Raw genomic sequence first — 19,207 nt, 5'->3', positions numbered from 1 at the left:
AGTATCTTCCCGATTTTCTTCTGAAAAATTCAGAGTTGCCTAATAGGGCCACTACTGCTTACAACTAAAAAACCTAAAAAAATCAATTGAGTATGCTTCAATATTCATCACATTCAATCACCAACGAGGGCAATAATCTCATCCATTCTTTTATTCATACTGTTCGCAAGACAGCCAGCATCATCCCCACAGAGGTTGCTCTGTTTAACCCACTGCATTTGCGTGGTTTTCAATTTTTGAATGATGTCAGGATCATTAATGTCCCTGGCTTCTGCACTTTCTATCTTCCAAAGTTGTGCAAGACTTTCATCGAACGATGCTAGCTTATAGTTTGAACAGATCGCTTTTTCACTTTGCTGTACAGCCCGACTACAGTTAAATGAGGGTTTAATCTCATTCTTGCTAACCGGAGCAAGCTCAAGAACAGTGAAGTCACCCCAATTTATATATATTTTCTTGTCGGTGACATACGCGAGCGTCGCATTTTCATTAGTACCACTACTCCCACCGTTGAAGCTTCCTGACTTGCAGACTAAAGTGATATTTTTTATCTCTGAGCTGCCATTTTCCAGCAGTCTATAGCTCTTACTTGTTACTGCACTTTCACTTCCTGTAGCAGAGCTAATCCAGTTATCCAACGATGATTTTTTTATCTGCACTGTGGGTTGAGTACAATTCGTAAGCCCGGGAAGGTCACTATCAATTTTTTCATTACTGAGCGAAAAGAAACGCCCTTTCAGCCTAGGATCGTTAGGCCCATAGTGAGCGGTTCTCTCTGAATCCTGGTTCACATGGACAGATGTTACTTGCCATAAAGCATGTAAATCCGGTTCTGACACAATCACTACGAGCACCTTTTCATACAACCCGAATTCTTATGGCCTCTATAAAGCAAAGCCAAACTTAACCTGCATCTTAACAACAGGAAAAGCCCCCAGTTGGGGGCTTTAAAATCAAGATGCTTCGGTGTTGGTCTTGATGTTCCAGCCAGCGCTGCTTTCTGCGCCTTTGGTACCAGAAGTGCTCTGCTCCCAGTACTGCTGTTTCACTTTTGCAGCCTGGAAGGCATAAGTGATACCAACGGTGTCATCTGCTGCTGCACCGCTGTAATGTACGTTGGAGATCAGTACATCGGTCAGGGTGATACGGGTGTACTCAACCTGAGTGCCACCTGCTTTACAGATAGAAACCTGGATCTCACTGATGTGGGCACCAGTAGCACACTTCTTCAGCATCGCTGTGGTTGCTTTGTCAATCTTGGCGTTAACGCTCAGATCGTCAAACTTCACTTTACCTGCACCGCCGCCGCCGCCGGTAGTGGTGTTATTCGGCTGAGTCGCGCCCCAGGAGAAAGAACTGATGTCGATCCAACCCGTGTGGTTCGAGTCAGTCGATTCACCGGTTACGCCGTCAACCTTCAGGTACATATCAATAGCCATAATTATCTACTCTTGTTTAATGAACATTATTGCTTGTGGCAAGCATCGATATGGCATACAGGAAAGCATGGGGCTCAATAAAACCATCCATATTTTACCTCTGCCTTGCTTCTGAAAAATCCGCTACATGGACCGTTCAGAGGTGATGATTGTTCCATCGAAATGCAACAATCAAATCTTGATTTTCTACTTTCTGCTGTGATTGAATTTACCCGCCCGATATATGCACCAGACATGGCTGTATTAATCACATCAACAAGGACTCTGTATATGGGAAATAATTATCTAAGACGCATCCTTAAATCTCTGCTCTACATCCTGTTAGTTATACTCATCCCTGCAGTCATTTTAATGCTGGTGCAGAAGGCGCTGTTTCTGGCGATGGTGGACTATGTCCTCTCTGTCATCCTGACATTAGTGGTAGGAAAATTCCTGTTCCTGTTTGCAGTGGCTGTCGTGCTGATGTTTATCGCAGGTTTGCTGTTTTAGCTTGGTTTCTGGCTTATTACCGCCAGTGAATTATTTTTATCTGTGCATCGACTTAACCGGGGCTCACTATACCAGAAAAAAACAAAAGCAAAAGTACAAATATCTTCTTTTGCAAAAGCCCTCGATGAAATATTAATTAACGATTCAGGTAAATATTTCCACTAATAGTGAACTTGTTTTGAGCCAGGTTATTTCCTGGCTCAATGCAGATTATGCTTCGTTGGATTTCAGTGACGGCAGTTTAGAAACCAGACGCAGTGAAACCGTCAGACCTTCCAGCTGATAGTGCGGGCGCAAGAAGAATTTCGCCGCATAATAGCCAGGATTATCTTCCAGCTCTTCCACTTTCACTTCAGCCGCCGCCAGCGGTTTACGTGACTTGGTTTCCTGCGAGGAGTTAACCGGGTCGCCATCGACGTAATTCATTACCCAGTCATTCAGCCAGCGTTCCATATCCGCACGTTCACGGAACGAACCAATTTTGTCACGCACGATGCATTTCAGATAATGTGCGAAACGGCAGCACGCGAACAAGTAAGGCAGACGAGCAGCAAGACGCGCATTGGCGGTCGCATCCGGGTCATGATATTCAGCCGGTTTCTGCAGTGACTGTGCACCAATAAAGGCAGCAAAGTCTGAGTTTTTACGGTGAATTAACGGCATGAAACCATTTTTCGCCAACTCAGCTTCACGACGATCGCTAATCGCAATCTCCGTCGGACACTTCATGTCTACGCCGCCGTCATCGCTCGGGAAGGTATGGCAAGGCAGATTCTCTACCGCACCACCCGATTCCACACCGCGAATCGACGTACACCAGCCAAACTCTTTAAACGAACGGTTAATGTTGGTCGCCATGGCATAGGCAGCATTCGCCCAGGTGTAATGGCTGTGCGTTGCACCGTCGGTCTCTTCTTCAAAATCGAAGCTGTCTACCGGATTAGTGCGTGCGCCGTAAGGCAGACGTGCGAGGAAACGCGGCATTACCAGGCCGAGATAACGTGCATCTTCCGATTCACGCAGGCTGCGCCACGCTGCATATTCCGCAGTCTGGAAGATTTTGGTCAGATCGCGTGGGTTCGCCAGCTCCTGCCAGCTCTCCATCTGCATCACCGAAGGGGCGGTGCCAGAAATGAACGGACAGTGTGATGCCGCACCAATGCGCGCCAGCTCAGTCAACATCTCAACGTCTTGCGGGCTGTGGTCGAAGAAGTAGTCGCCGACCAGGCAACCAAAGGGTTCGCCACCAAACTGGCCATACTCTTCTTCGTAGATTTTCTTAAACAGCGGGCTCTGGTCCCAGCCCACGCCCTTAAAGCGTTTCAGCGTGCGGCCCAGCTCCTGCTTGGAGATGCTCATAAAGCGAATTTTCAGCATCTCATCCGTTTCAGTGTTATTCACCAGATGTTGCAGGCCGCGCCATGCCCCTTCCAGTTTCTGAAACTCTTCATGGTGCAGGATTTGATTCACCTGCTTCGACAGCTTCTCGTCAATTTCGGCGATCAGAGACTGGATGGTGCGATAAGCATCATCCGAGACGGTAACCGTATTTTCCAGCGCCTGATGCGCCAGGGTTTTCACCGCGTGCTCTACCGCTGAACGCGCCTGATCGGTCGCCGGACGAAACTCTTTATTCAGTAATGCGCTGAACTCGTCCTGGCTAAACGCTGCTGCATTTTCATTTTGTAACTGGGATGACTGGCTCATGGCTTACTCCTCCCCTTTCTCTTCATGGTGAGTCGCATCCGCCTGCGGCAAGTGCGTCAATGACTTCAGCAGCGTAGGATCCTGCAAAATTTTGTTGATCAGCTCTTCTGCGCCGTTCTTACCGTCCATATAGGTCAGCAAGTTCGACAGCTGAGTGCGCGCTTCCAACAACTGGCGCAGCGGCTCCACTTTGCGGGCAATCGCATCTGGCGCAAAGTCATCCATGCTGTTAAAGGTCAAATCAACATTGAGGCGTCCTTCACCGGTCAGCGTGTTTTCTGTGTTAAACGCTACGCGCGGTTTCAGCGCTTTCATTCGCTCATCAAAGTTATCGATGTCGATTTCGAGGAACTTACGTTCATCAACCGCGGGCTGAGCATCAACGGGTTTGCCCACCAGATCCGCCATCACACCCATCACAAAGGGCAGTTGGATCTTGCGCTCGGCACCATAGATCTCTACGTCATATTCAATTTGCACACGAGGCGCGCGGTTACGGGAGATAAATTTCTGCCCGCTGCGAGAGGTATTACCTGCCATGTTGTTCTCCAGGAAGTAGCGCGGTAAGTCAAAGACGGAGGACAAAAACCCCTCCGCCCAATGCAGAATGGTCAGCCGTTACGGCGGCCAAATAAGGTTTCCAGCTGATGGACACCATCCGGGGCCAGATCACGAACCATTTCCATAAAGTCCAGCGTCATCATGCGCTGAACACGTTCCACCATCAGTGGAGCCGGATGACCCGGCTCATGTTGGATAAAATACTGTTTTACTTTTTCCAGCATCAGTTGCGCATCGTCACGGCTTGAGAGCGTTGCGCTACGCCAGTCTTGTACGGCAGCACGAGGAGCAGCCGCTGCGGGTGCCTGGGATACCGGCTCCGCTTCAGTGCCTTGTTCTGCCTGAGGGATCAAAGCAGAGAGATCAGTTGCCTGATTTTCCTGCTGAACGGTATTCAGGGTGCGAAACAGCTGCTTCATTTCCGGCATCGCGCCAGCACCCAGTTTTTCGGTTACCAGAGCATGAATACTCTCCAGCGCCGGAAGAATCTGCGCCAGGGCGGTAACGCCAGGCTGCTCGGCTCGGGTCAGCTCATCCAGCAAACGCGGTCGTCCACCGGGAAACTCATCCAGCTCGGTTTTACTGCCATCCAGTAACGCAGCCGCATCACGCAGGCTCAAAACATCCGCCGCACTACGCAGTAATGGCGCATTGCGAATCGCCAGGCTCAGTGCGGTGCTATCACCCAGTTGGGCAAAGGCATTAATGCGGAACCAGCTGTCATCCTCTCCATCCACCATCAGCAGTGGATGTACCTGATCCCAATACTGCTGCAACGTCTGGTTAATCAATTGCAGCCCCATGGCACAGCCCGGTAATCCTTTCAGCTGTGTCCATGCGCGGGTCAGTGCCAGCATCACACGCAGATCTTTACTTTGTGTCAGCAGCTTTTCCGCCAGCTTTGCCACGCGGTTCCAGTCCGCTGGCTCAGCCGGGATGATGGTGCTACCAAACTGCTGCTCGGCTTTGCCCTGCCCGGCTTGTTCCATCGCCTGGAAGTCATTGTCATATTCCAGATTAATGCCGCAGGGCATCTCTTCACTGACAGGAGCCAGTAAGGCTTCAATCGTCATAAGCGGGGTCTCTCAGATCATTCAAACATGGGTTTGTAGATGCCTTTACGCCCAGGTGCTGCGTCACTGGACGATTCAAACAGCAGCGAAAACAGCTGGCTGGTGAAATTACCGCTGTGCACATGGGTATGGAGTGGTGTGCCATCGGTCTGGCTGCTCCACCAGAAACTGCTGTAATGGCGCGGAGAAAAGTTCTGTGCCACCAGCGGCCAACTGAGTGGCATGGCATTTTCACTACTCAGAATGACCGATGACGGCTCCGGCAGGGGCGCTAATGCGAGCAGATCGCTATCGAGCTGTTCCGGACTGTGCCGGTGACGCACAGCCTCAACCAGCAACTGAGAAAGCTGACGATACCAGTGACCCGCAGAAAGTAACTGCTGCTGTGACCAGCTGTTCGGCGCAAAACTGCACAGCGCCGTTAAAGGCCAGAGGCGACCCACGCTATCCTGCGATGGCACCACGCAGCCCATCTGCACCAGTTGGCTGCCGATCATCGGTGGCACGATAAAATTCCAGGCCACCGCCTGCATAAACGGCAGCGAGGGTTGTTCAACCTGCCGCTGCTGCATACCAACCTGAAACCACTGGCTCCACTGATTCTTCAGCACTGAAGGAAAGCGGCGCTGCAAAAAGTCACCTGCCGAGGGCAATTTTCCATACCAGCTAATAAAAGGAGGCTGATTCATCGTCTTCTCCTCAAGGACAGCCAAAGGCCGGAAGCTGGAATGGATTACGGATGCTGTTTGGCGTGAACTCCAGCGTCAGATGATGTCCATCCACCGTGAAAGTCGCGAGCCGACTGAGGCTACTGCTGCCCGCAGCCAGCTGCGCCCGATCAAAGAAACGGTTCAACGCCCAGGCCCCGTTGGTGACCAACGTCGAGGTTGTGCCGTTAGCCAAGCCGAGGGACAAACGCACCTGACTGGTGCCGCCGCTGCCAGGCCAGCTCATCAGCTGCTGCGCCTGCGGGCCATGGCTATAACGCAACAGTTGACCATCCACATCCAATGTCATGGAAAGAATGTCATTGTCCATGCGCACGGTACGGACCGTGACACGAAATGCCGGCGTGGTTGCACCATTAGCAAAGAAAGCATCCCGGATATTTTGCGCCTGTTGGAAGGGACGCAATAACGCCTCACCGCCGGGTAACGTTTTGCCATCAATGCCCGGCGTAAAGCGCCAGCGGCTTTGTGTGGTATCGACTTTTCCAGCCAGATTATCGCGGAAGAAGCTGTCCATCAGGCCGCTGCCTGGCGCAAACATTCGCGCCAGATCGTCCGGAGTGACTTCATTACGCGCGCCTTTGACCAGCGGATAACGCCCGGCGATGGCCTGGCGACAAAAGCCACCCACTTCCACTTCAATCCGTTTACGCACGTTATCCATATCGCGCTGCTGCGTATCGGCGCTGGCACCCACGGCGAGACTAGAGAACATGCCTTGCAGTGAACCCGGCAAACGACCCGCTCCCGCTTGTAATCGGGTAATGGCATCCCCCCCCGGTGCAGGCAGGCCGCTGTTCGCCGCATCCTGAACGGCGGTCAAATAGCGGTAGAGATCGTCAATCTGTTTGAGAAAGTCATCAAAGGCGATGCTCTTCCCTTGTCCCACAGGATGCGCGAGATCCAGCAGCGCGGAGAAATGTTGATTCACCTGCTGTTCCGGAGAGGCTGCCGCAGTCGGCACTGCGGCGCTATTGTTGCTAAACAGTGAACGCAACGTCGAACTGGCGCTGCTATCCGGCTTACTGCCCGCGTCGGTTTTACTGGCGGGCTCTACCTTGGCTAACTGAAGATACGGGCTGAGATTCGTGACCAAAGTACGCAACGGGGAAGTATTTCCCGACAGCAAACGAGCGCTGTTCACCCGTTGGGCTAAATTGCCAATATTATTCAGTTGTAGATCGCTGAGCAGCGCATCCCACTGGCGAATATAGTCATCAATGTAGAGCTGACGTACCGCACTGCGCGTCTGGGTTTTATCGCCATCCTGAGTTGCGCTCCCTAGCACCCAGCGATCCTCACTGTGCAGACCGTCAGAGACGCTGTCGATCTGCGCTGTGAACTTTCCCCAGTAGCCCGCCGGAGTAAACAGGCCAGGTACGCCATCGTTAAGTGATTTACCGCTTTTACGGCTAAACACCAGGTCGCTTTGCGCGCCCCCTAACGCGGCCAGCGAGACAGGTTGCAGGCTGCTGTCATGCTCCATCAGCCGTTTCATGCGGCCATATACGCGCTCAGCGAGCGGCATCCGCGCGACCATCGCCTGCTCACGCCCGATCAAGGCATCATCTTTGGCATAAGGTGATGACTGAATCTGGGTTTCAAGCAGTTGCGTCAGGTGCCACTCAAGCTGACCCATCTGCTCACGGGTCACGTCCTGCGGTAAATTGCGTTGTAGGTTGAGCATCACCCAGGTTTGCAGGAACTTGCCGTCATAGTGTTTTGGCTGATACAGCATTTGATAGGCCTTCAGTGCCTCATAGCTGTAATCAGCGTCGCTGCCGTTGTCGTTACGCAACCAGTTAGTGATTTGTTGCGCCACCTGCGGCAGCAGTAATTGCTTCAACGCTTTCTGGTAAAGCTCACTGCTTGCATCAGCCACTTCGTTGCCGCGATACAGCCCCATACGGCGCGTCAATGGCGGATGATGAATATCAAACTCCGCGCTGTCTGGCAGATGCAGTAAACCGTTGAGATAAGGCAACAACGCAAACAGATCGCGCGCCTGGCCCATCTGCAATGCGCTACCTTGTTGGTTCACCTGTGGAACCCGGGCAGAGACTTCATTCAGATAGCTGCGATTAAGGCTGTAGCTGGTGTACCAGAGGACAGTGGCGATAATCAGCACCGCACTCATCACCAGATAACCGGACCAGTGTATTACCCGGTTACGCAGTTCCCACCAGCGATTACTCCCCGCCAGGCTGGACTCCTCAAACACCACTTTTTCCAGCAGATCACGCAGGAAGAAGCTTTGACCTTTAACCGGCGGTACCGCATCGCCCTCTTGAGTAACGCGTGATGGCAGATTCAATGCGCGATTCAGTTCACCCATGACTTTGTCAAACGGCAGCCCCTCCTGGGTACCGCTGGCAAAGTAGATGCCTCGGGTGGCCAGCGGGGTTTCGAAACCTGAATGGGCAAAGACCTGCAACAGGTAATCACGCAGCAACGGGCGCAGCGCCATGAACTCTTGCGGGAACAGATAACTCCCGGCGCGCGCTTTGTTATCACGCTCACCGATCATGACATCACTTAAGCCGGCATCCAGACGCTGTTGCAACAGCGCGTACTCCTGCTCAAAGGCCAGCGCCAAATCAAATTGGCCCTGCTTCACCTGCTCCCAGGGGAAGGTGAAGCCCCAGATCTGGTCTCGCAGTGACTTATCAAAACGGCTGAAGTAGTCGGTGAAGCCCTGTAGCAGGTCAGTTTTGGTCACCAGAACATACACCGGGAAGCGAATGCCCAGTTGCTCATACAGTTCGAGCAAGCGCTGACGCAGGGCTCTGGCCTGTTGCTGGCGCTGCTCAGGGCTCTGTGTCAGCAGATCTTGTACGCTGATGGTGATGATCGCCCCGTTAATCGGCTGGCGAGCACGGAATTTCTTCAGCAGTGAGATGAATTTCCCCCATTCACTGGCATCACGCTCTCGCTGGCTCTCCTGGGTGGTGTAGCGGCCCGCAGTATCCAGCAGCACCGCTTCATTGGTGAACCACCAGTCACAGTTTCGTGTACCGCCAATACCACGCAGCGCGTTCTTGCCAAAATGGCTGGCGAGGGGGAAATGCAGGCCCGAGTTCACCAGCGCAGTGGTTTTACCTGCACCCGGCGCACCGATGATCACATACCATGGCAACTGATAAAGGTACTGACGGCTGAAACGGCGCAGCCAGAACGGCTTCTTACGGCCAGAGGCGTTATCAAAGTGGGCTTGTTTCAGCAGTTGAGAGGCTTCGTTGAAACGCTCATTCAGCTGCTGCTCTTCATCCGTCAGGCGTTTGCTGCTGTCTATCGCCTCTTCTTTGTGCTGCGCCAGGGTGTCGACCATTTTGCGGTTGACCCACGCAGCATGCAGACGTGGGATTAACTGCCCCAATCCCCATACGACATACAGCAAAAGAATACTGACTTGGCGGTTGGTTTCCGGCTCCAGCGGTCTGGCATCGCTAATGGAGAACACCGGACCAATCACCCAGATAATAAAAGAAAGAGCGGTGATACCAATAAAACCCCACAGCACCCGGCTGGAGAGGATGGCAAATAGCACGTTAAGCATCCGTTAATTTCCTTGCGACAGTCCGTTGAGTTGCGCCTGCGTGTTCCCCGGAGCAACCAGCAGTGTAATTTCAACACGGCGGTTGCGAGCGCGGTTGGCCGCTGAGTTATTTGGCACCAGAGGATTCGCATCGCCGCGCCCTTCCGCTTTCACACGTTGTGGCTGCTGCAAATACTGCTGTAACAATTGCTGCACGGACTGCGCTCGCTCAAGAGAGAGCTCATAGTTTGAAGCAAAACGCGCACTGCGAATCGGCACATTGTCGCTGTACCCGGCCACCACGATCCGTCCGTTGACGCCGTTCATGGCGCTGGCGATTCTCTGGATAACGGGCTGATAGTTACCGCGTACCGTGGTGGCTCCAGAAGCGAACAGCCCATCCCCTTTCAAGGTGATAACACTGCGATCGGCTTCATCTTTAACGGCAACCAGCCCCTGCGCGATTTCAGGTTGCAGGAAGCGCTTCAAATCGAGGGCGGCAGGTGCCGGAGCGGCACGATTACTGATAGTGACCTGCGGCACACTGCTCTGATACACCGAAGCCAGCACCGGGGTGGTGGCATCACCGAGACGCCAGTTGAAGCCAATAAAGAGCAGGCAGCCAACCAATCCGCTCACCGCACCCCATGCCCAGAGCGGAATGCTGGGCCGCCAGAGTGTGCGTTGTGTTGCCTGATCGAAACAGTGTGGCGATAAAGGCGCAGCGTAAGAACCACGCACAGAAGCGATCATTTGCTGCAGGCGCTGGCGGATGGTTTCAAGCTGGGTGCGGCCATTGTCGACAACGCGATAACGTCCTTCAAAGCCCAACATCAGACAGAAGTAGATCAACTCCAGCAGGAACAGATGATCGCGCGGCTTTTGCGACAGTTTTGCCAACAGCTGGAAAAACTTCTCCCCTCCCCAGGTCTCATTATGGAAGGTCACCAGCAACCCGCTGGCAGGCCAGACATTATTGCCGCCCCACGGCGTTAATGCTGCCGCCTCATCCAGAGCCGTACACAAACAATAGCGCGCGCCGATAATGGTTTCATAGGCATGCCCGGCCTGTTGGCTGCGCACTTCAAAACGCTGGATCTCAGCGATCAGCTTCTGTCGCAGCGCATCCGGCGAAGCGTGCTCCACCGAGTGACGAATTTGCGGGATCGCATTCAGCAGCGGGTTAGCAGCAGCCAGCAGAGAGTTATCCTGCCATTGCGAAGAGGATACGGCGTCGCTGCCGTGATAAACGTGTTCCTGCATGATGAAAATGTCCGTTGAATCAGGCTGAAGTTGCGCGAATCGACCAGAGCTGAATTTCCAGATCGCCATTTTGCCCTGCGAGGTGCAGTGCAATTGCCCCGGTTTGTTCCAGGTCATCCCACAAGTCGCCGCCCTGTTCCAGCTGGAAATAGGTGTACCCGGCGTTCCATGGGATCTGCGGTGGTGAACTTGGCATTACATGCAGTGCGATCCCCGGCAGCTGTAACTGCACCAGATCGCGGATTTTGTGCACCGAAGCCACTTTGCTGCGCGCTGGAAACTGCGTTGCCAGGTTGGCATTGGGTTGGCTAGATTTAACCCCCAACACAAAATTGCCCTTGCGAATGGCTGGGCTGTCTGGAATGTAGCCGCTGTACAATCCATGCGAGCGATTATCCAGCTCAATCGCCAAGGCATCTTGCTCGATAACCTGAGAAAGCTGTTGTTGCAGTAACCACGCGACGCGGCCAAAACAACCTGCCAGATCGTCGTGATTGTACGGAGGCAGCAATCCGCTTTTTAACAGACGGCTTTCGCTCCAGGTCATCAATTCCCCGGCCAGCCCGCATAAATAGCCGTAAACCACCTCAGGATGCAGCTTTTTGCGCTCGGCCAGGTGCGTGAACTCCGCCCTGGCGCGATTCATAAAGGCCAGCAGCATGAAATCCAGCGTATCGTTGTTGGTCATACGGCCCGCTTCACGCAGCTTGAAGGCAATCGCTTCATTGCGCGCTGCCATCAGCTTCAGCAAGTTGTTGACGAAGTCATGGAGTTTTTCAACCGCACCTTGATGCAGGCAGGGCGGGATATATTCGCCGTGGAAGACAAGATGCTTCTCTTTTGTCAAATCGGTGACTTTGGCGAGCGGCAGGGAAACCCACTCCGCCGTCAACTCGCTTTCTAACATGATGCGCATACGCAACTGACCGAACTGGACTGTCGCATCGCCAAGGGACATCTCATTATGATCGGCCACTTCTTGCTCGAAGCTTACATAGCGTGCCAGCGACTCTTTTTGTTCGCTGAAGATCACCTCATCTCGCCCACCGCGCTGCGCGGGCAGTGCCAGAACCAGCTGTTGACCAAGATGCTGCGGTGCTATCACCACCGGTGCGGGTGCCGCCTGGCCTCGTTCTAGCGAGAACAACGTGCCGTCAGGAAAGACGCCGCAGACGGTGTCCAGTGCCAGGGTGCCGCGTTTTAACTGCTCTTCATCAAATTTCAGCGTGTAGAAACCATAGTTCCAGCTATGCTGCGCCTCGCCCCGGATACGCTGCTGGTTTAACTGGTAATTTTCGGCCTGTTGGAAATGGTGTGGACGAAGAAACATGCCTTCCGTCCATACAACCCTGGCTGTTTTCGACATTTCTGATATCCGTTTGTTGATTTAATTTTGCGGGCTGAGGGTACGTATGCCGCTGATGTCGGCGATGATCTCTGCGTTCAGCTCACCGCTGTTGCTCTGCCAGAATTTCCAGGCACTGCCCTGTGAAGGATCGGGCAACGGCAGCGACAGACGCCATTTTTTGCCATCAAGGGTTTGATATTCCGCCATGATGCCGATGTAGCGTGCGCCAGGCTGGGTCTGCCCGCGCAGGCGTTTATTGAGTTGACCGGGCATCAGGAAGAACTGATCGGCGTTAAGCAAGTCATTGCCCAGCACAGCGTCAGGTCTGTTTTGCAGCGAGTAAAAATCGGCCGACATGAAGTTCGCATCGGATTTCAGTAGCAAAACGCGCACCTTCAAAGGTGCGCTGTCGTTAATTTGGGGATGCGCCTGAAATTTCAGCTGATAGCGAGAAGCCGTCTCTGAGGAGGTAGCACCACACCCTGCCAGCAGGATGAGCGCGAGAGGAATGAGCATCCAGCTGATAAAGCGCGATAAAGGCGTTTTCGTCGTCATCGTTCATCCCTGCCGTACTTTAGTTAAGAATCCAGGTACCGTTGTTGCTGTTGCGGCACGCTTTGCTGTCACCGTCCACGGAAACACAGGTTTTCTTAGCAGGAGCACGACGTACACGACGTGAATCCGCTCGAACAGTCGCGTCATAACGATCTGCAGCAACCCCAGCTCGCAATGGCACATAGCCGACCAACTGATCGCTATCCCCTTCGGCAATCGCAAACCAGTTATTTTCAACGGTTCCTAACACGGTGTAGCTCTGGCCGTTTTCCAGGTGTTTAACCAGGTTGCCGTTAAAACCTGGCTTGCTCATTACTGAGGCGTCGTACAGCGCCCGATAGGGTTTGTTAACAGGTTCAAACTGGGCAGGCGGTGTGATGGCGTGGCGGTAGCTCAACGTGACGCCATCAACGGTGCTGCTCACAATGGAGTCATCGGTTAACGGCGGAGGGGGCGCTTTACATCCGGCAACCACCAGAACACAAAGCAGGGAAAACAACAGAGGGAGTTTTTGTTTAATCGTCATGATTTTTACTTTCCATTCAATGCTATGCAGATAACAGCATCATTCCCTGATCAGGAGTGAACTGTGTGGTTTTAATGACAACGGGTAGGAGATGGCAGCAGTTTTGGGTGGTTCGAAATACGCCAGATTTCTCTTAGTCTCAGCATCACTTTCGTGGCATTGCGGCCAGATATGCTGTTTTGGCGCACTGAATGTGCTGCAACGACCAGAGATGTATTCGTCACCCACCGTAAGCTATACATAAATTTACAGTCAGTAGAAAGTTAAGGCTAAGAAAAGCTTACATAACTTAAATCAAACTGATCAGTTAGCTGTTCGAGTAACATCTAAACTTAAATTTTGTATTCAGGTGATTTTAAAATCTACCGAATGATTGTTAAGTAAGCAGCCAATAGTTCTTTCGGAAGACTAAATAAGAGATGAGAAACAAACGATCTAAAACAACTATTTACGATCGTTTTGGCACGCTACCGCCCTTGGGAGATCGCTACAATCCCCAATAATCCCTTATCTGTAACCACCCTGCTCCATCAGCAGCATCATTCTACCCAATGCTGGTTCTTTTTCAATTTTGGCAAAATTAACAGACAAAACATTATCAAACATAAAGAATTATTTTTAAACACAATCACCCTGTTTTTTACATTCTTTTAAGATTACTCCGAAGGAAAAATAGAAAACACCAGCCATGGATTGATTTTAAGAGAATATAAAATCTACTTTTTATTCTTAAATGATCTTAAAAATCAGATTTTTACGTCATGGAGGCAGGGAAAGTGGGAATGTGTGTACATACCAGGATATGTCAGAGTGTGTCTTAGAAAGCGGGCTGTTTTGGAGTCAGGGAGTTTTCGCAACTCAGCTGTCTGCCTTTTCCTCCACCAGTACCAGTGGACACTTACGCACCTTGCAAGCCTCGTTATAGGCCAGGGAACATACCGTACAGTAGTCGGCATCGGGTGCGTGATACTCATACTCAAGGAAGTAGCGAAAAGTAGCGTCTCGCTCGCGGGTTTTACAAAAGCGATGCTCAGCCAGATGATCATCAAGCTGGCGCAGTGTTAACGCTGAGGGGTTGTGGAAACCAACGCGGATACGATATGTAGTCATAAGCTTATTATTTTCCTGGCAATCATAAACCGCCAGCGGGTTGTGCTTGTTGCTGAGATAGGTTGTACCTGTCGGCTGATGCTGCGGTGGTTTTTTAACCTGGTGTTATGGTGCCGAAGAGATTTCAGGTCACTGAGATGCCAGCGGTCTTTACCGGTCCCACCTTCCCCATGGCGAGATGCATGAATAGCAAGAACCTCGACGTATTGAAATGACAAAGTATGATGAATGGGAATCGGCTAATGAAGAAGAGGATAACCTTGAAATGGACACCGCATCACTCGTTTTATTTGTTGGCGCGGGATCAGCGTCAAAGTTAACTGGCCGATACCTTTGCGCTTCTTAATTAATAATAGAGGCTGTGATGAAAATTACGCTACAAGGAAAATATAACTGGGTAATACGGCCAAAAATATCTGGTTAATAAAACGATGGTGAGCACTTTGAGGCTAACGCTGCCGTTTATGTTCATAAATGACAGATTTAAAAAGCATGCGCCCCACCCGGCGCTTATCTCCGGCACTCGTAATGGCTTAGCTCTTGAAGGGGCGAGATAAATCATCTCAGATTTTTCCGAGTCAGTTTTAACATTAATTGCCATTGTTATCATTAGCAAGCTAACAGTTTAATATCTCTATGATTATTAAAGTGAAGTATTACGCACGTATGTGACCTGACAAATGATGGGTAGCTATGACAGCCCTTGTTAAAGTAAAGTTTTAGCCAATTGTGTCATTTGAGGCTGGTGACTATCAAAGATGCCTTGATATTGCTGTTGAATTAATTCAGCAGGTTTGGTGCATGATAATCGCAGCCAAACCATTTACCCTGAGCACTGATTTAAATGTCATATTCAGCAATAAGCGTTTCTATCTCTTTATTTCCTTGATACTTTGCTTTTAGCTGATTCTGTTGTTTTCTGGCTTCGCCACAATTTTTATCAACAGCACGTTCAATTTCCCGCAGGCGGTTTAGCGGCAATTCACTGTCCCACTCACCGGAAAAGTGCTGACAATCCTCAGCAGCTGCCTGAAAAGATTTTACATCAGAGGGCATTGTTTGCGCCTGAACAGCAAAAGTTGTAGTGCAAGGTTATAAATAGTGATAAAGCCTTTCCCATCCTACCTCCCATTTAAGGAATTGTTCGCTAATTGTGGGTCACGCAGGCTTCGATTTTTTCCATCGAAGCCCCCATACCATTCAGAACAGTAAAATTTTCTTGCCAGAGATAATAACCTTCAGGATTGCGAGATAACTCAAATATTATAATCCCTCCACAATCATCGATAAGATGACTGAGTTATGATTTTTTTACTGTCAGGTTCAGAACAAGTAACCGTGATAACACCATCATTCGCCCACATTTTTACAACATAGAGAGCGCTAGTATTTACCACTTCCTTTGCAGGATAGTAGTCCGCCACTTTATTTAATACGTTATTCGCATCACTTTTACATGTGGTGAAATCAACCTGCTCAACTCCTTTTGTCACTGGAGGCTCTTGTTCTGGAAGCTGATCGGCAGCATCCATATCGTTAAGTTGTTCTTTAGTGTAGGTAGTTGATGCACTAGCACCAAAAGAGATTAACGCTATCAGTAATATAATTATTTTCATTTCCTCACCCCCATTAAGATTTTAATTTAAAATCAATAAAAACACCTTTAAGAAGGGAGCAGAAAAACTCAGCCCCCTGATAAAAAATTATTGCGTATTGAAGTTCTTAGTTAACTTGAAAGTTATTGATTGGTTGTTCGCATCTGTGATTTCAAGAATCGCGCCCTTGTAGCGAATAGTTTTTGAATCAGATAGGTCATACTCAACCTCATTCGAGAATGCCGGTCTTGCTAAACCACCTGAATATTCTCTATATCCGATGTTAATTTTACTCCCAACCTTACCATTATAAAGCAATGTTTGCTGGAATGAGCTTTGCGCTGATGAGTTAAGCTTTACTTTACTGAAAATTTTTCCACTATCACACTTAGTTGCGTTAAAGATAGTAATAATGCAGATTTCACCACTATTTTTGACTTGGATATTTTTAACTGGATCGTTAATCATCGGCCTATTGGGAATGATTGTTCCAGTGCGACTATTTATTCCACTATAAAATTCAGAACCGTTTTCTTGCCCTACCTTAGCGTAATCTCCAGCAGGGATTATATAGTAGAAGGTATTGCCAATTTGGGTCGGTTGTTCAAAATGAATAGCATCACTACTAGAATCAATTCCCTGTTTAACCATCTCCTCACCGACATACGTCGTTGTCGATGTATTTAGTGGTGGGATGCTAAAGCTTTTAGCTTGTGGTGCATAATTATAAATTGGTGAGGTACATCCAGTAAGGGCAACCGCCCCAAGCACTGCAAACAAGACACTTCTCATTTTCATCTTCCTTATGATTGCAATCAGAAACATCTTAACATCAAAATTATGCATTTCCATGCATCACATTAATGTTTTCACACACCGTACGCCACGCCTTGCACGCATGATAGTCATCTGCCTCCGGAGCATACTCTTCGTGGCTGAGGACGATCTAATCCGGGAATTTCTGTGCCAGCATTAGTTCAAACTCGGTTATGGTGAACTGCTCAGCTTCAGCCGGGTTCATGCCCAGATGATTGCGCGCAGCGCTGATGTACTCAAACACATTGAACTCAGCCGCGCCCTGGCAGCTCTCATGTCGCTGTAGCTAGCGCACTTTCGCTTTCCAATGATGCCCTGCGTGATGAGTGACTGCGCCCGCGAGATAATTTCCGCCACTGGAATAGCGACCTCCCTATAAACAAAGACCCACTACCCGGAAAAATTTCGCCAGTTACCCGGCCACGTTATATTCTTCAGCAAATCGGCTGAATCTTCTACCATCTTAGCGACATCCATTCCAAACAGTGTAGTCTGCCATACCTTAAGACATCCGCTTACCGCCTTGATTCCAGCGTAATCTCTCAGGATGCCAAGAACATCCATCTGGTCAATCTAAACAAGACGACGCAACATATATGCAGCATCAATTTTTACTTGATCGTTGCGATCAGCCTCCAGTTCAGCGATTCTGTCTTGGATGTCAGGTTTTGTTAGGTTCTCATTTCCTGATGTCCGAGCGGTCTTTTCGCTGTACCGCGTTCGAATGGCCGCTTGTATGGCGATCAAATCGATGAGGTACTCACGACAGAACATTTTTGAATGTCGGTGAGTGCCATTTTAAAACTCATAAGGTAACTATATGTCGGATAAATATAAGCCAGGAGAAAAGGTCGTATTGAAATCAGGTGGCCCCGTTATGACGGTACACTCATTTGAGACCAATCAAGCTCCGATCGGTTATAGGAACAGTTATAGATGTCAATGGTTTGCTGGTAAAAAACTTGAAAGTGGTTTTTTTGCAGAAGAATCTTTAGAGATTCATATCCCAAAGCCATAAACCCAAACGCTTATAAGATGTTTGCAAAAGATGTTTCTAATTGGATGGTCGAGGCATTAGCTCAAAGTGGATGCCTTTATCAGCAAGAAGTGGTTGATTATTTGGTTAAGCTTGACAATGAGTCTTTTCTGAAAGAAAACTCTGATGGAAATATCGCTCTGTCAACTTCAGTCATCAACCAATTCCGTAAAGATAGTGGTAATGATATCGTTTGGGTCAAGCCAGATAAATACTGGCGTTACCGCGTTTCTGAAGACGAAGAAGGTCGAGAAGCGCGAGGTTAGTTACAATGGCGGCCAGTTGAAATTGTGGCCGCCATTATTACTCCACTAAAAAACGGCACGGGGATTTCCTGACTGCAGCAACTATTTTCTCCGCTCTAAGATCGTTGCCATCTAACCTACCCCCGTTGATTTATACACCGTGATGTTAGTAATGTCTTCTTAAGCCACATGAGGACATCCCCACGAAGAGGCGATTTACCGACGAACAGGTCATTAGTATTCTACGCGAGGCTGGAACCGGGGCTTCGGCCCGGGAAATCTGCCGCAAACATGCCATTTCAGACGCCACCTTTTAAACCTAGCGTAAGAAGTTCGGCGGCATGGAAGTATCCGAAGTGAAGCGGCTCAAGTCACTTGAAGAGGAAAGCGTTCGTCTCAAGAAACTTCTCGCTGAAGCCATGCTGTATAATCAGGCGATTCAGATGGCTCTGGGCCGACAGTTCTGACGACAGATCAGAAGTGGGAAGCCGCGGAAGTCATGTGTGAGACAACGTGTCTGTCGCAACGCCGAGACTTCAGTCTGGCCGGTTTGTCCCTTTCAACCTACGGTTATCGGGCTCAGTGTCCGGCTGCAGGCGCACAACTGTCTCTACGCATCACAGATGCTGGCACTTGAATGCCGTCTATTTCGTTACCGCCACATCTGGCAGTTATTACGGCAAGAGGACCTTCACGTCAACTACAAACGGGTTTACCGCATCTATCACATCACGGTCTGGGTGCAAAACGCAGGCGGTGCCGTAAGAGTCTGACGACTGAACAGCTTCTGCTTCTGCTTCTGCGCCCGGATGCGCCGAAGCTGACATGGTCGATAGATTTTATCATGGATGCACTTGCCAGTGGCCGCCCGATTCATTGCCTAACCTGTTTGGATGATTTCACGAAGTAGTGTCTGACGATCACCGCCGCTTTCGGGATGAATGCCTGAATGAGCGCTGGTTCAGCGATATTCTTCATGCCCGGAAAATTATTAATGACTGGCAGCAGAACTACAGCGAGTCCAGACCTCAACTTATCGCTGAAATACCAGACGCTGTCTGAATTTGCAGCAGGTTGGCGAAACGGGAAACATGAAGTAAAACCAACTGACATTACTAACTGAAGGTTGTATCTAATACTGGGGGCAGATCAGTACCTGCATGAAAAGTAATGCATAAAGC

Annotated in this window: 19 protein-coding genes and 2 pseudogenes; 4 read left to right on the top strand and 17 right to left on the bottom strand. The window is 50.1% G+C overall.

Features of this window, described 5'->3' with window-relative positions:
* Nucleotides 1–113 precede the first annotated feature (113 nt).
* Both B880_RS24905 and B880_RS0109500 read right to left on the bottom strand, forming a co-directional pair.
* Complete coding sequence (locus tag B880_RS24905) at nucleotides 114–845, bottom strand: lysozyme inhibitor LprI family protein (RefSeq protein ID WP_017347167.1); 732 nt, start codon at nucleotides 843–845, stop codon at nucleotides 114–116.
* A 108-nt stretch (nucleotides 846–953) separates the two neighbouring features.
* Nucleotides 954–1,439, bottom strand: a complete 486-nt coding sequence (locus tag B880_RS0109500; RefSeq protein WP_017347166.1) for an Hcp family type VI secretion system effector — start codon at nucleotides 1,437–1,439, stop codon at nucleotides 954–956.
* A gap of 270 nt (nucleotides 1,440–1,709) precedes the next feature.
* On the opposite strand from B880_RS0109500, the gene B880_RS26690 reads away from it, so the two are divergent.
* Complete coding sequence (locus tag B880_RS26690) at nucleotides 1,710–1,928, top strand: hypothetical protein (protein WP_157060539.1); 219 nt, start codon at nucleotides 1,710–1,712, stop codon at nucleotides 1,926–1,928.
* 210 nt (nucleotides 1,929–2,138) lie between these two features.
* Here the strand turns inward: B880_RS26690 and tssC are convergent, their stop codons facing one another.
* From tssC to B880_RS26685, 15 genes and pseudogenes are all read right to left on the bottom strand, one after another.
* Nucleotides 2,139–3,635: a type VI secretion system contractile sheath large subunit gene (tssC, locus tag B880_RS0109490; RefSeq protein ID WP_017347164.1), complete on the bottom strand. Its 1,497-nt coding sequence runs from the start codon at nucleotides 3,633–3,635 to the stop codon at nucleotides 2,139–2,141.
* Between the two features lie 3 nt (nucleotides 3,636–3,638).
* On the bottom strand, nucleotides 3,639–4,175 hold the full coding sequence (tssB, locus tag B880_RS0109485; RefSeq protein WP_017347163.1) for a type VI secretion system contractile sheath small subunit: 537 nt from the start codon (nucleotides 4,173–4,175) through the stop codon (nucleotides 3,639–3,641).
* Nucleotides 4,176–4,246: 71 nt separating this feature from the next.
* Nucleotides 4,247–5,269: a type VI secretion system protein TssA gene (gene tssA, locus B880_RS0109480; RefSeq protein ID WP_017347162.1), complete on the bottom strand. Its 1,023-nt coding sequence runs from the start codon at nucleotides 5,267–5,269 to the stop codon at nucleotides 4,247–4,249.
* A 17-nt stretch (nucleotides 5,270–5,286) separates the two neighbouring features.
* Nucleotides 5,287–5,958, bottom strand: a complete 672-nt coding sequence (gene tagF, locus B880_RS0109475; RefSeq protein WP_017347161.1) for a type VI secretion system-associated protein TagF — start codon at nucleotides 5,956–5,958, stop codon at nucleotides 5,287–5,289.
* A 10-nt stretch (nucleotides 5,959–5,968) separates the two neighbouring features.
* Complete coding sequence (gene tssM / locus B880_RS0109470) at nucleotides 5,969–9,553, bottom strand: type VI secretion system membrane subunit TssM (protein ID WP_017347160.1); 3,585 nt, start codon at nucleotides 9,551–9,553, stop codon at nucleotides 5,969–5,971.
* Between the two features lie 3 nt (nucleotides 9,554–9,556).
* The gene (locus tag B880_RS0109465; RefSeq protein WP_026042527.1) at nucleotides 9,557–10,795 is read right to left on the bottom strand and encodes a DotU family type VI secretion system protein; all 1,239 of its coding nucleotides are present in this window, start codon (nucleotides 10,793–10,795) and stop codon (nucleotides 9,557–9,559) included.
* A gap of 19 nt (nucleotides 10,796–10,814) precedes the next feature.
* Nucleotides 10,815–12,125 (bottom strand): type VI secretion system baseplate subunit TssK, encoded by a 1,311-nt coding sequence (tssK, locus tag B880_RS0109460; RefSeq protein WP_017347158.1) that lies wholly within the window; start codon nucleotides 12,123–12,125, stop codon nucleotides 10,815–10,817.
* Nucleotides 12,126–12,182: 57 nt separating this feature from the next.
* On the bottom strand, nucleotides 12,183–12,698 hold the full coding sequence (gene tssJ / locus B880_RS0109455; RefSeq protein ID WP_017347157.1) for a type VI secretion system lipoprotein TssJ: 516 nt from the start codon (nucleotides 12,696–12,698) through the stop codon (nucleotides 12,183–12,185).
* 19 nt (nucleotides 12,699–12,717) lie between these two features.
* Nucleotides 12,718–13,224, bottom strand: a complete 507-nt coding sequence (locus B880_RS0109450) for a hypothetical protein (protein WP_017347156.1) — start codon at nucleotides 13,222–13,224, stop codon at nucleotides 12,718–12,720.
* An 858-nt stretch (nucleotides 13,225–14,082) separates the two neighbouring features.
* On the bottom strand, nucleotides 14,083–14,334 hold the full coding sequence (locus tag B880_RS26035) for a hypothetical protein (RefSeq protein ID WP_071524393.1): 252 nt from the start codon (nucleotides 14,332–14,334) through the stop codon (nucleotides 14,083–14,085).
* An 840-nt stretch (nucleotides 14,335–15,174) separates the two neighbouring features.
* Nucleotides 15,175–15,390: a hypothetical protein gene (locus B880_RS24900; protein ID WP_017347153.1), complete on the bottom strand. Its 216-nt coding sequence runs from the start codon at nucleotides 15,388–15,390 to the stop codon at nucleotides 15,175–15,177.
* Nucleotides 15,391–15,614: 224 nt separating this feature from the next.
* On the bottom strand, nucleotides 15,615–15,950 hold the full coding sequence (locus B880_RS0109430) for a hypothetical protein (protein WP_017347152.1): 336 nt from the start codon (nucleotides 15,948–15,950) through the stop codon (nucleotides 15,615–15,617).
* Nucleotides 15,951–16,037: 87 nt separating this feature from the next.
* Nucleotides 16,038–16,721, bottom strand: coding sequence for a hypothetical protein (locus B880_RS0109425; RefSeq protein ID WP_026042525.1), 684 nt, complete (start codon nucleotides 16,719–16,721; stop codon nucleotides 16,038–16,040).
* Between the two features lie 154 nt (nucleotides 16,722–16,875).
* Complete coding sequence (locus B880_RS27085) at nucleotides 16,876–16,989, bottom strand: DUF6246 family protein (RefSeq protein WP_017347150.1); 114 nt, start codon at nucleotides 16,987–16,989, stop codon at nucleotides 16,876–16,878.
* 158 nt (nucleotides 16,990–17,147) lie between these two features.
* Nucleotides 17,148–17,542 (bottom strand): annotated as a pseudogene (locus B880_RS26685) (terminase small subunit); the annotation flags it as partial.
* Nucleotides 17,543–17,565: 23 nt separating this feature from the next.
* Between B880_RS26685 and B880_RS26030 the strand changes: the two are divergent.
* The 3 genes and pseudogenes from B880_RS26030 to B880_RS26395 all read left to right on the top strand — a co-directional run bounded on the left by B880_RS26030 (nucleotide 17,566) and on the right by B880_RS26395 (nucleotide 19,149).
* A complete protein-coding gene (locus tag B880_RS26030; RefSeq protein ID WP_071524392.1) occupies nucleotides 17,566–17,763 on the top strand; it encodes a YodC family protein in 198 nt (65 codons plus the stop codon).
* Between the two features lie 17 nt (nucleotides 17,764–17,780).
* Nucleotides 17,781–18,047, top strand: a complete 267-nt coding sequence (locus tag B880_RS0109410) for a DUF6953 family protein (protein WP_017347148.1) — start codon at nucleotides 17,781–17,783, stop codon at nucleotides 18,045–18,047.
* Nucleotides 18,048–18,223: 176 nt separating this feature from the next.
* A pseudogene (locus tag B880_RS26395) lies at nucleotides 18,224–19,149 on the top strand (transposase).
* Nucleotides 19,150–19,207 lie beyond the last annotated feature (58 nt).

The organism is Pantoea sp. A4 (assembly GCF_000295955.2).
Classification (GTDB): Bacteria; Pseudomonadota; Gammaproteobacteria; order Enterobacterales; family Enterobacteriaceae; genus Pantoea; species Pantoea multigeneris.
The sequence above is the reverse complement of the archived record's forward strand: the minus strand, read 5'-3'. Positions and strand labels throughout refer to the sequence as shown.

Excerpts from the sequence above, each read along its gene's own strand:
- B880_RS26690 (WP_157060539.1), top strand. The coding sequence starts at position 1,710 with ATGGGAAATAATTATCTAAGACGCATCCTTAAATCTCTGCTCTACATC.
- B880_RS0109425 (WP_026042525.1), bottom strand. The coding sequence starts at position 16,721 with ATGAGAAGTGTCTTGTTTGCAGTGCTTGGGGCGGTTGCCCTTACTGGA.
- tssM (WP_017347160.1), bottom strand. The coding sequence starts at position 9,553 with ATGCTTAACGTGCTATTTGCCATCCTCTCCAGCCGGGTGCTGTGGGGT.
- B880_RS0109430 (WP_017347152.1), bottom strand. The coding sequence starts at position 15,950 with ATGAAAATAATTATATTACTGATAGCGTTAATCTCTTTTGGTGCTAGT.
- tssK (WP_017347158.1), bottom strand. The coding sequence starts at position 12,125 with ATGTTTCTTCGTCCACACCATTTCCAACAGGCCGAAAATTACCAGTTA.
- B880_RS0109450 (WP_017347156.1), bottom strand. The coding sequence starts at position 13,224 with ATGACGATTAAACAAAAACTCCCTCTGTTGTTTTCCCTGCTTTGTGTT.
- B880_RS0109500 (WP_017347166.1), bottom strand. The coding sequence starts at position 1,439 with ATGGCTATTGATATGTACCTGAAGGTTGACGGCGTAACCGGTGAATCG.
- tssB (WP_017347163.1), bottom strand. The coding sequence starts at position 4,175 with ATGGCAGGTAATACCTCTCGCAGCGGGCAGAAATTTATCTCCCGTAAC.
- tssC (WP_017347164.1), bottom strand. The coding sequence starts at position 3,635 with ATGAGCCAGTCATCCCAGTTACAAAATGAAAATGCAGCAGCGTTTAGC.
- B880_RS0109410 (WP_017347148.1), top strand. The coding sequence starts at position 17,781 with ATGTTTGCAAAAGATGTTTCTAATTGGATGGTCGAGGCATTAGCTCAA.
- tssJ (WP_017347157.1), bottom strand. The coding sequence starts at position 12,698 with ATGACGACGAAAACGCCTTTATCGCGCTTTATCAGCTGGATGCTCATT.
- B880_RS26035 (WP_071524393.1), bottom strand. The coding sequence starts at position 14,334 with ATGACTACATATCGTATCCGCGTTGGTTTCCACAACCCCTCAGCGTTA.
- tagF (WP_017347161.1), bottom strand. The coding sequence starts at position 5,958 with ATGAATCAGCCTCCTTTTATTAGCTGGTATGGAAAATTGCCCTCGGCA.
- B880_RS0109465 (WP_026042527.1), bottom strand. The coding sequence starts at position 10,795 with ATGCAGGAACACGTTTATCACGGCAGCGACGCCGTATCCTCTTCGCAA.
- B880_RS24900 (WP_017347153.1), bottom strand. The coding sequence starts at position 15,390 with ATGCCCTCTGATGTAAAATCTTTTCAGGCAGCTGCTGAGGATTGTCAG.
- B880_RS26030 (WP_071524392.1), top strand. The coding sequence starts at position 17,566 with ATGTCGGATAAATATAAGCCAGGAGAAAAGGTCGTATTGAAATCAGGT.
- tssA (WP_017347162.1), bottom strand. The coding sequence starts at position 5,269 with ATGACGATTGAAGCCTTACTGGCTCCTGTCAGTGAAGAGATGCCCTGC.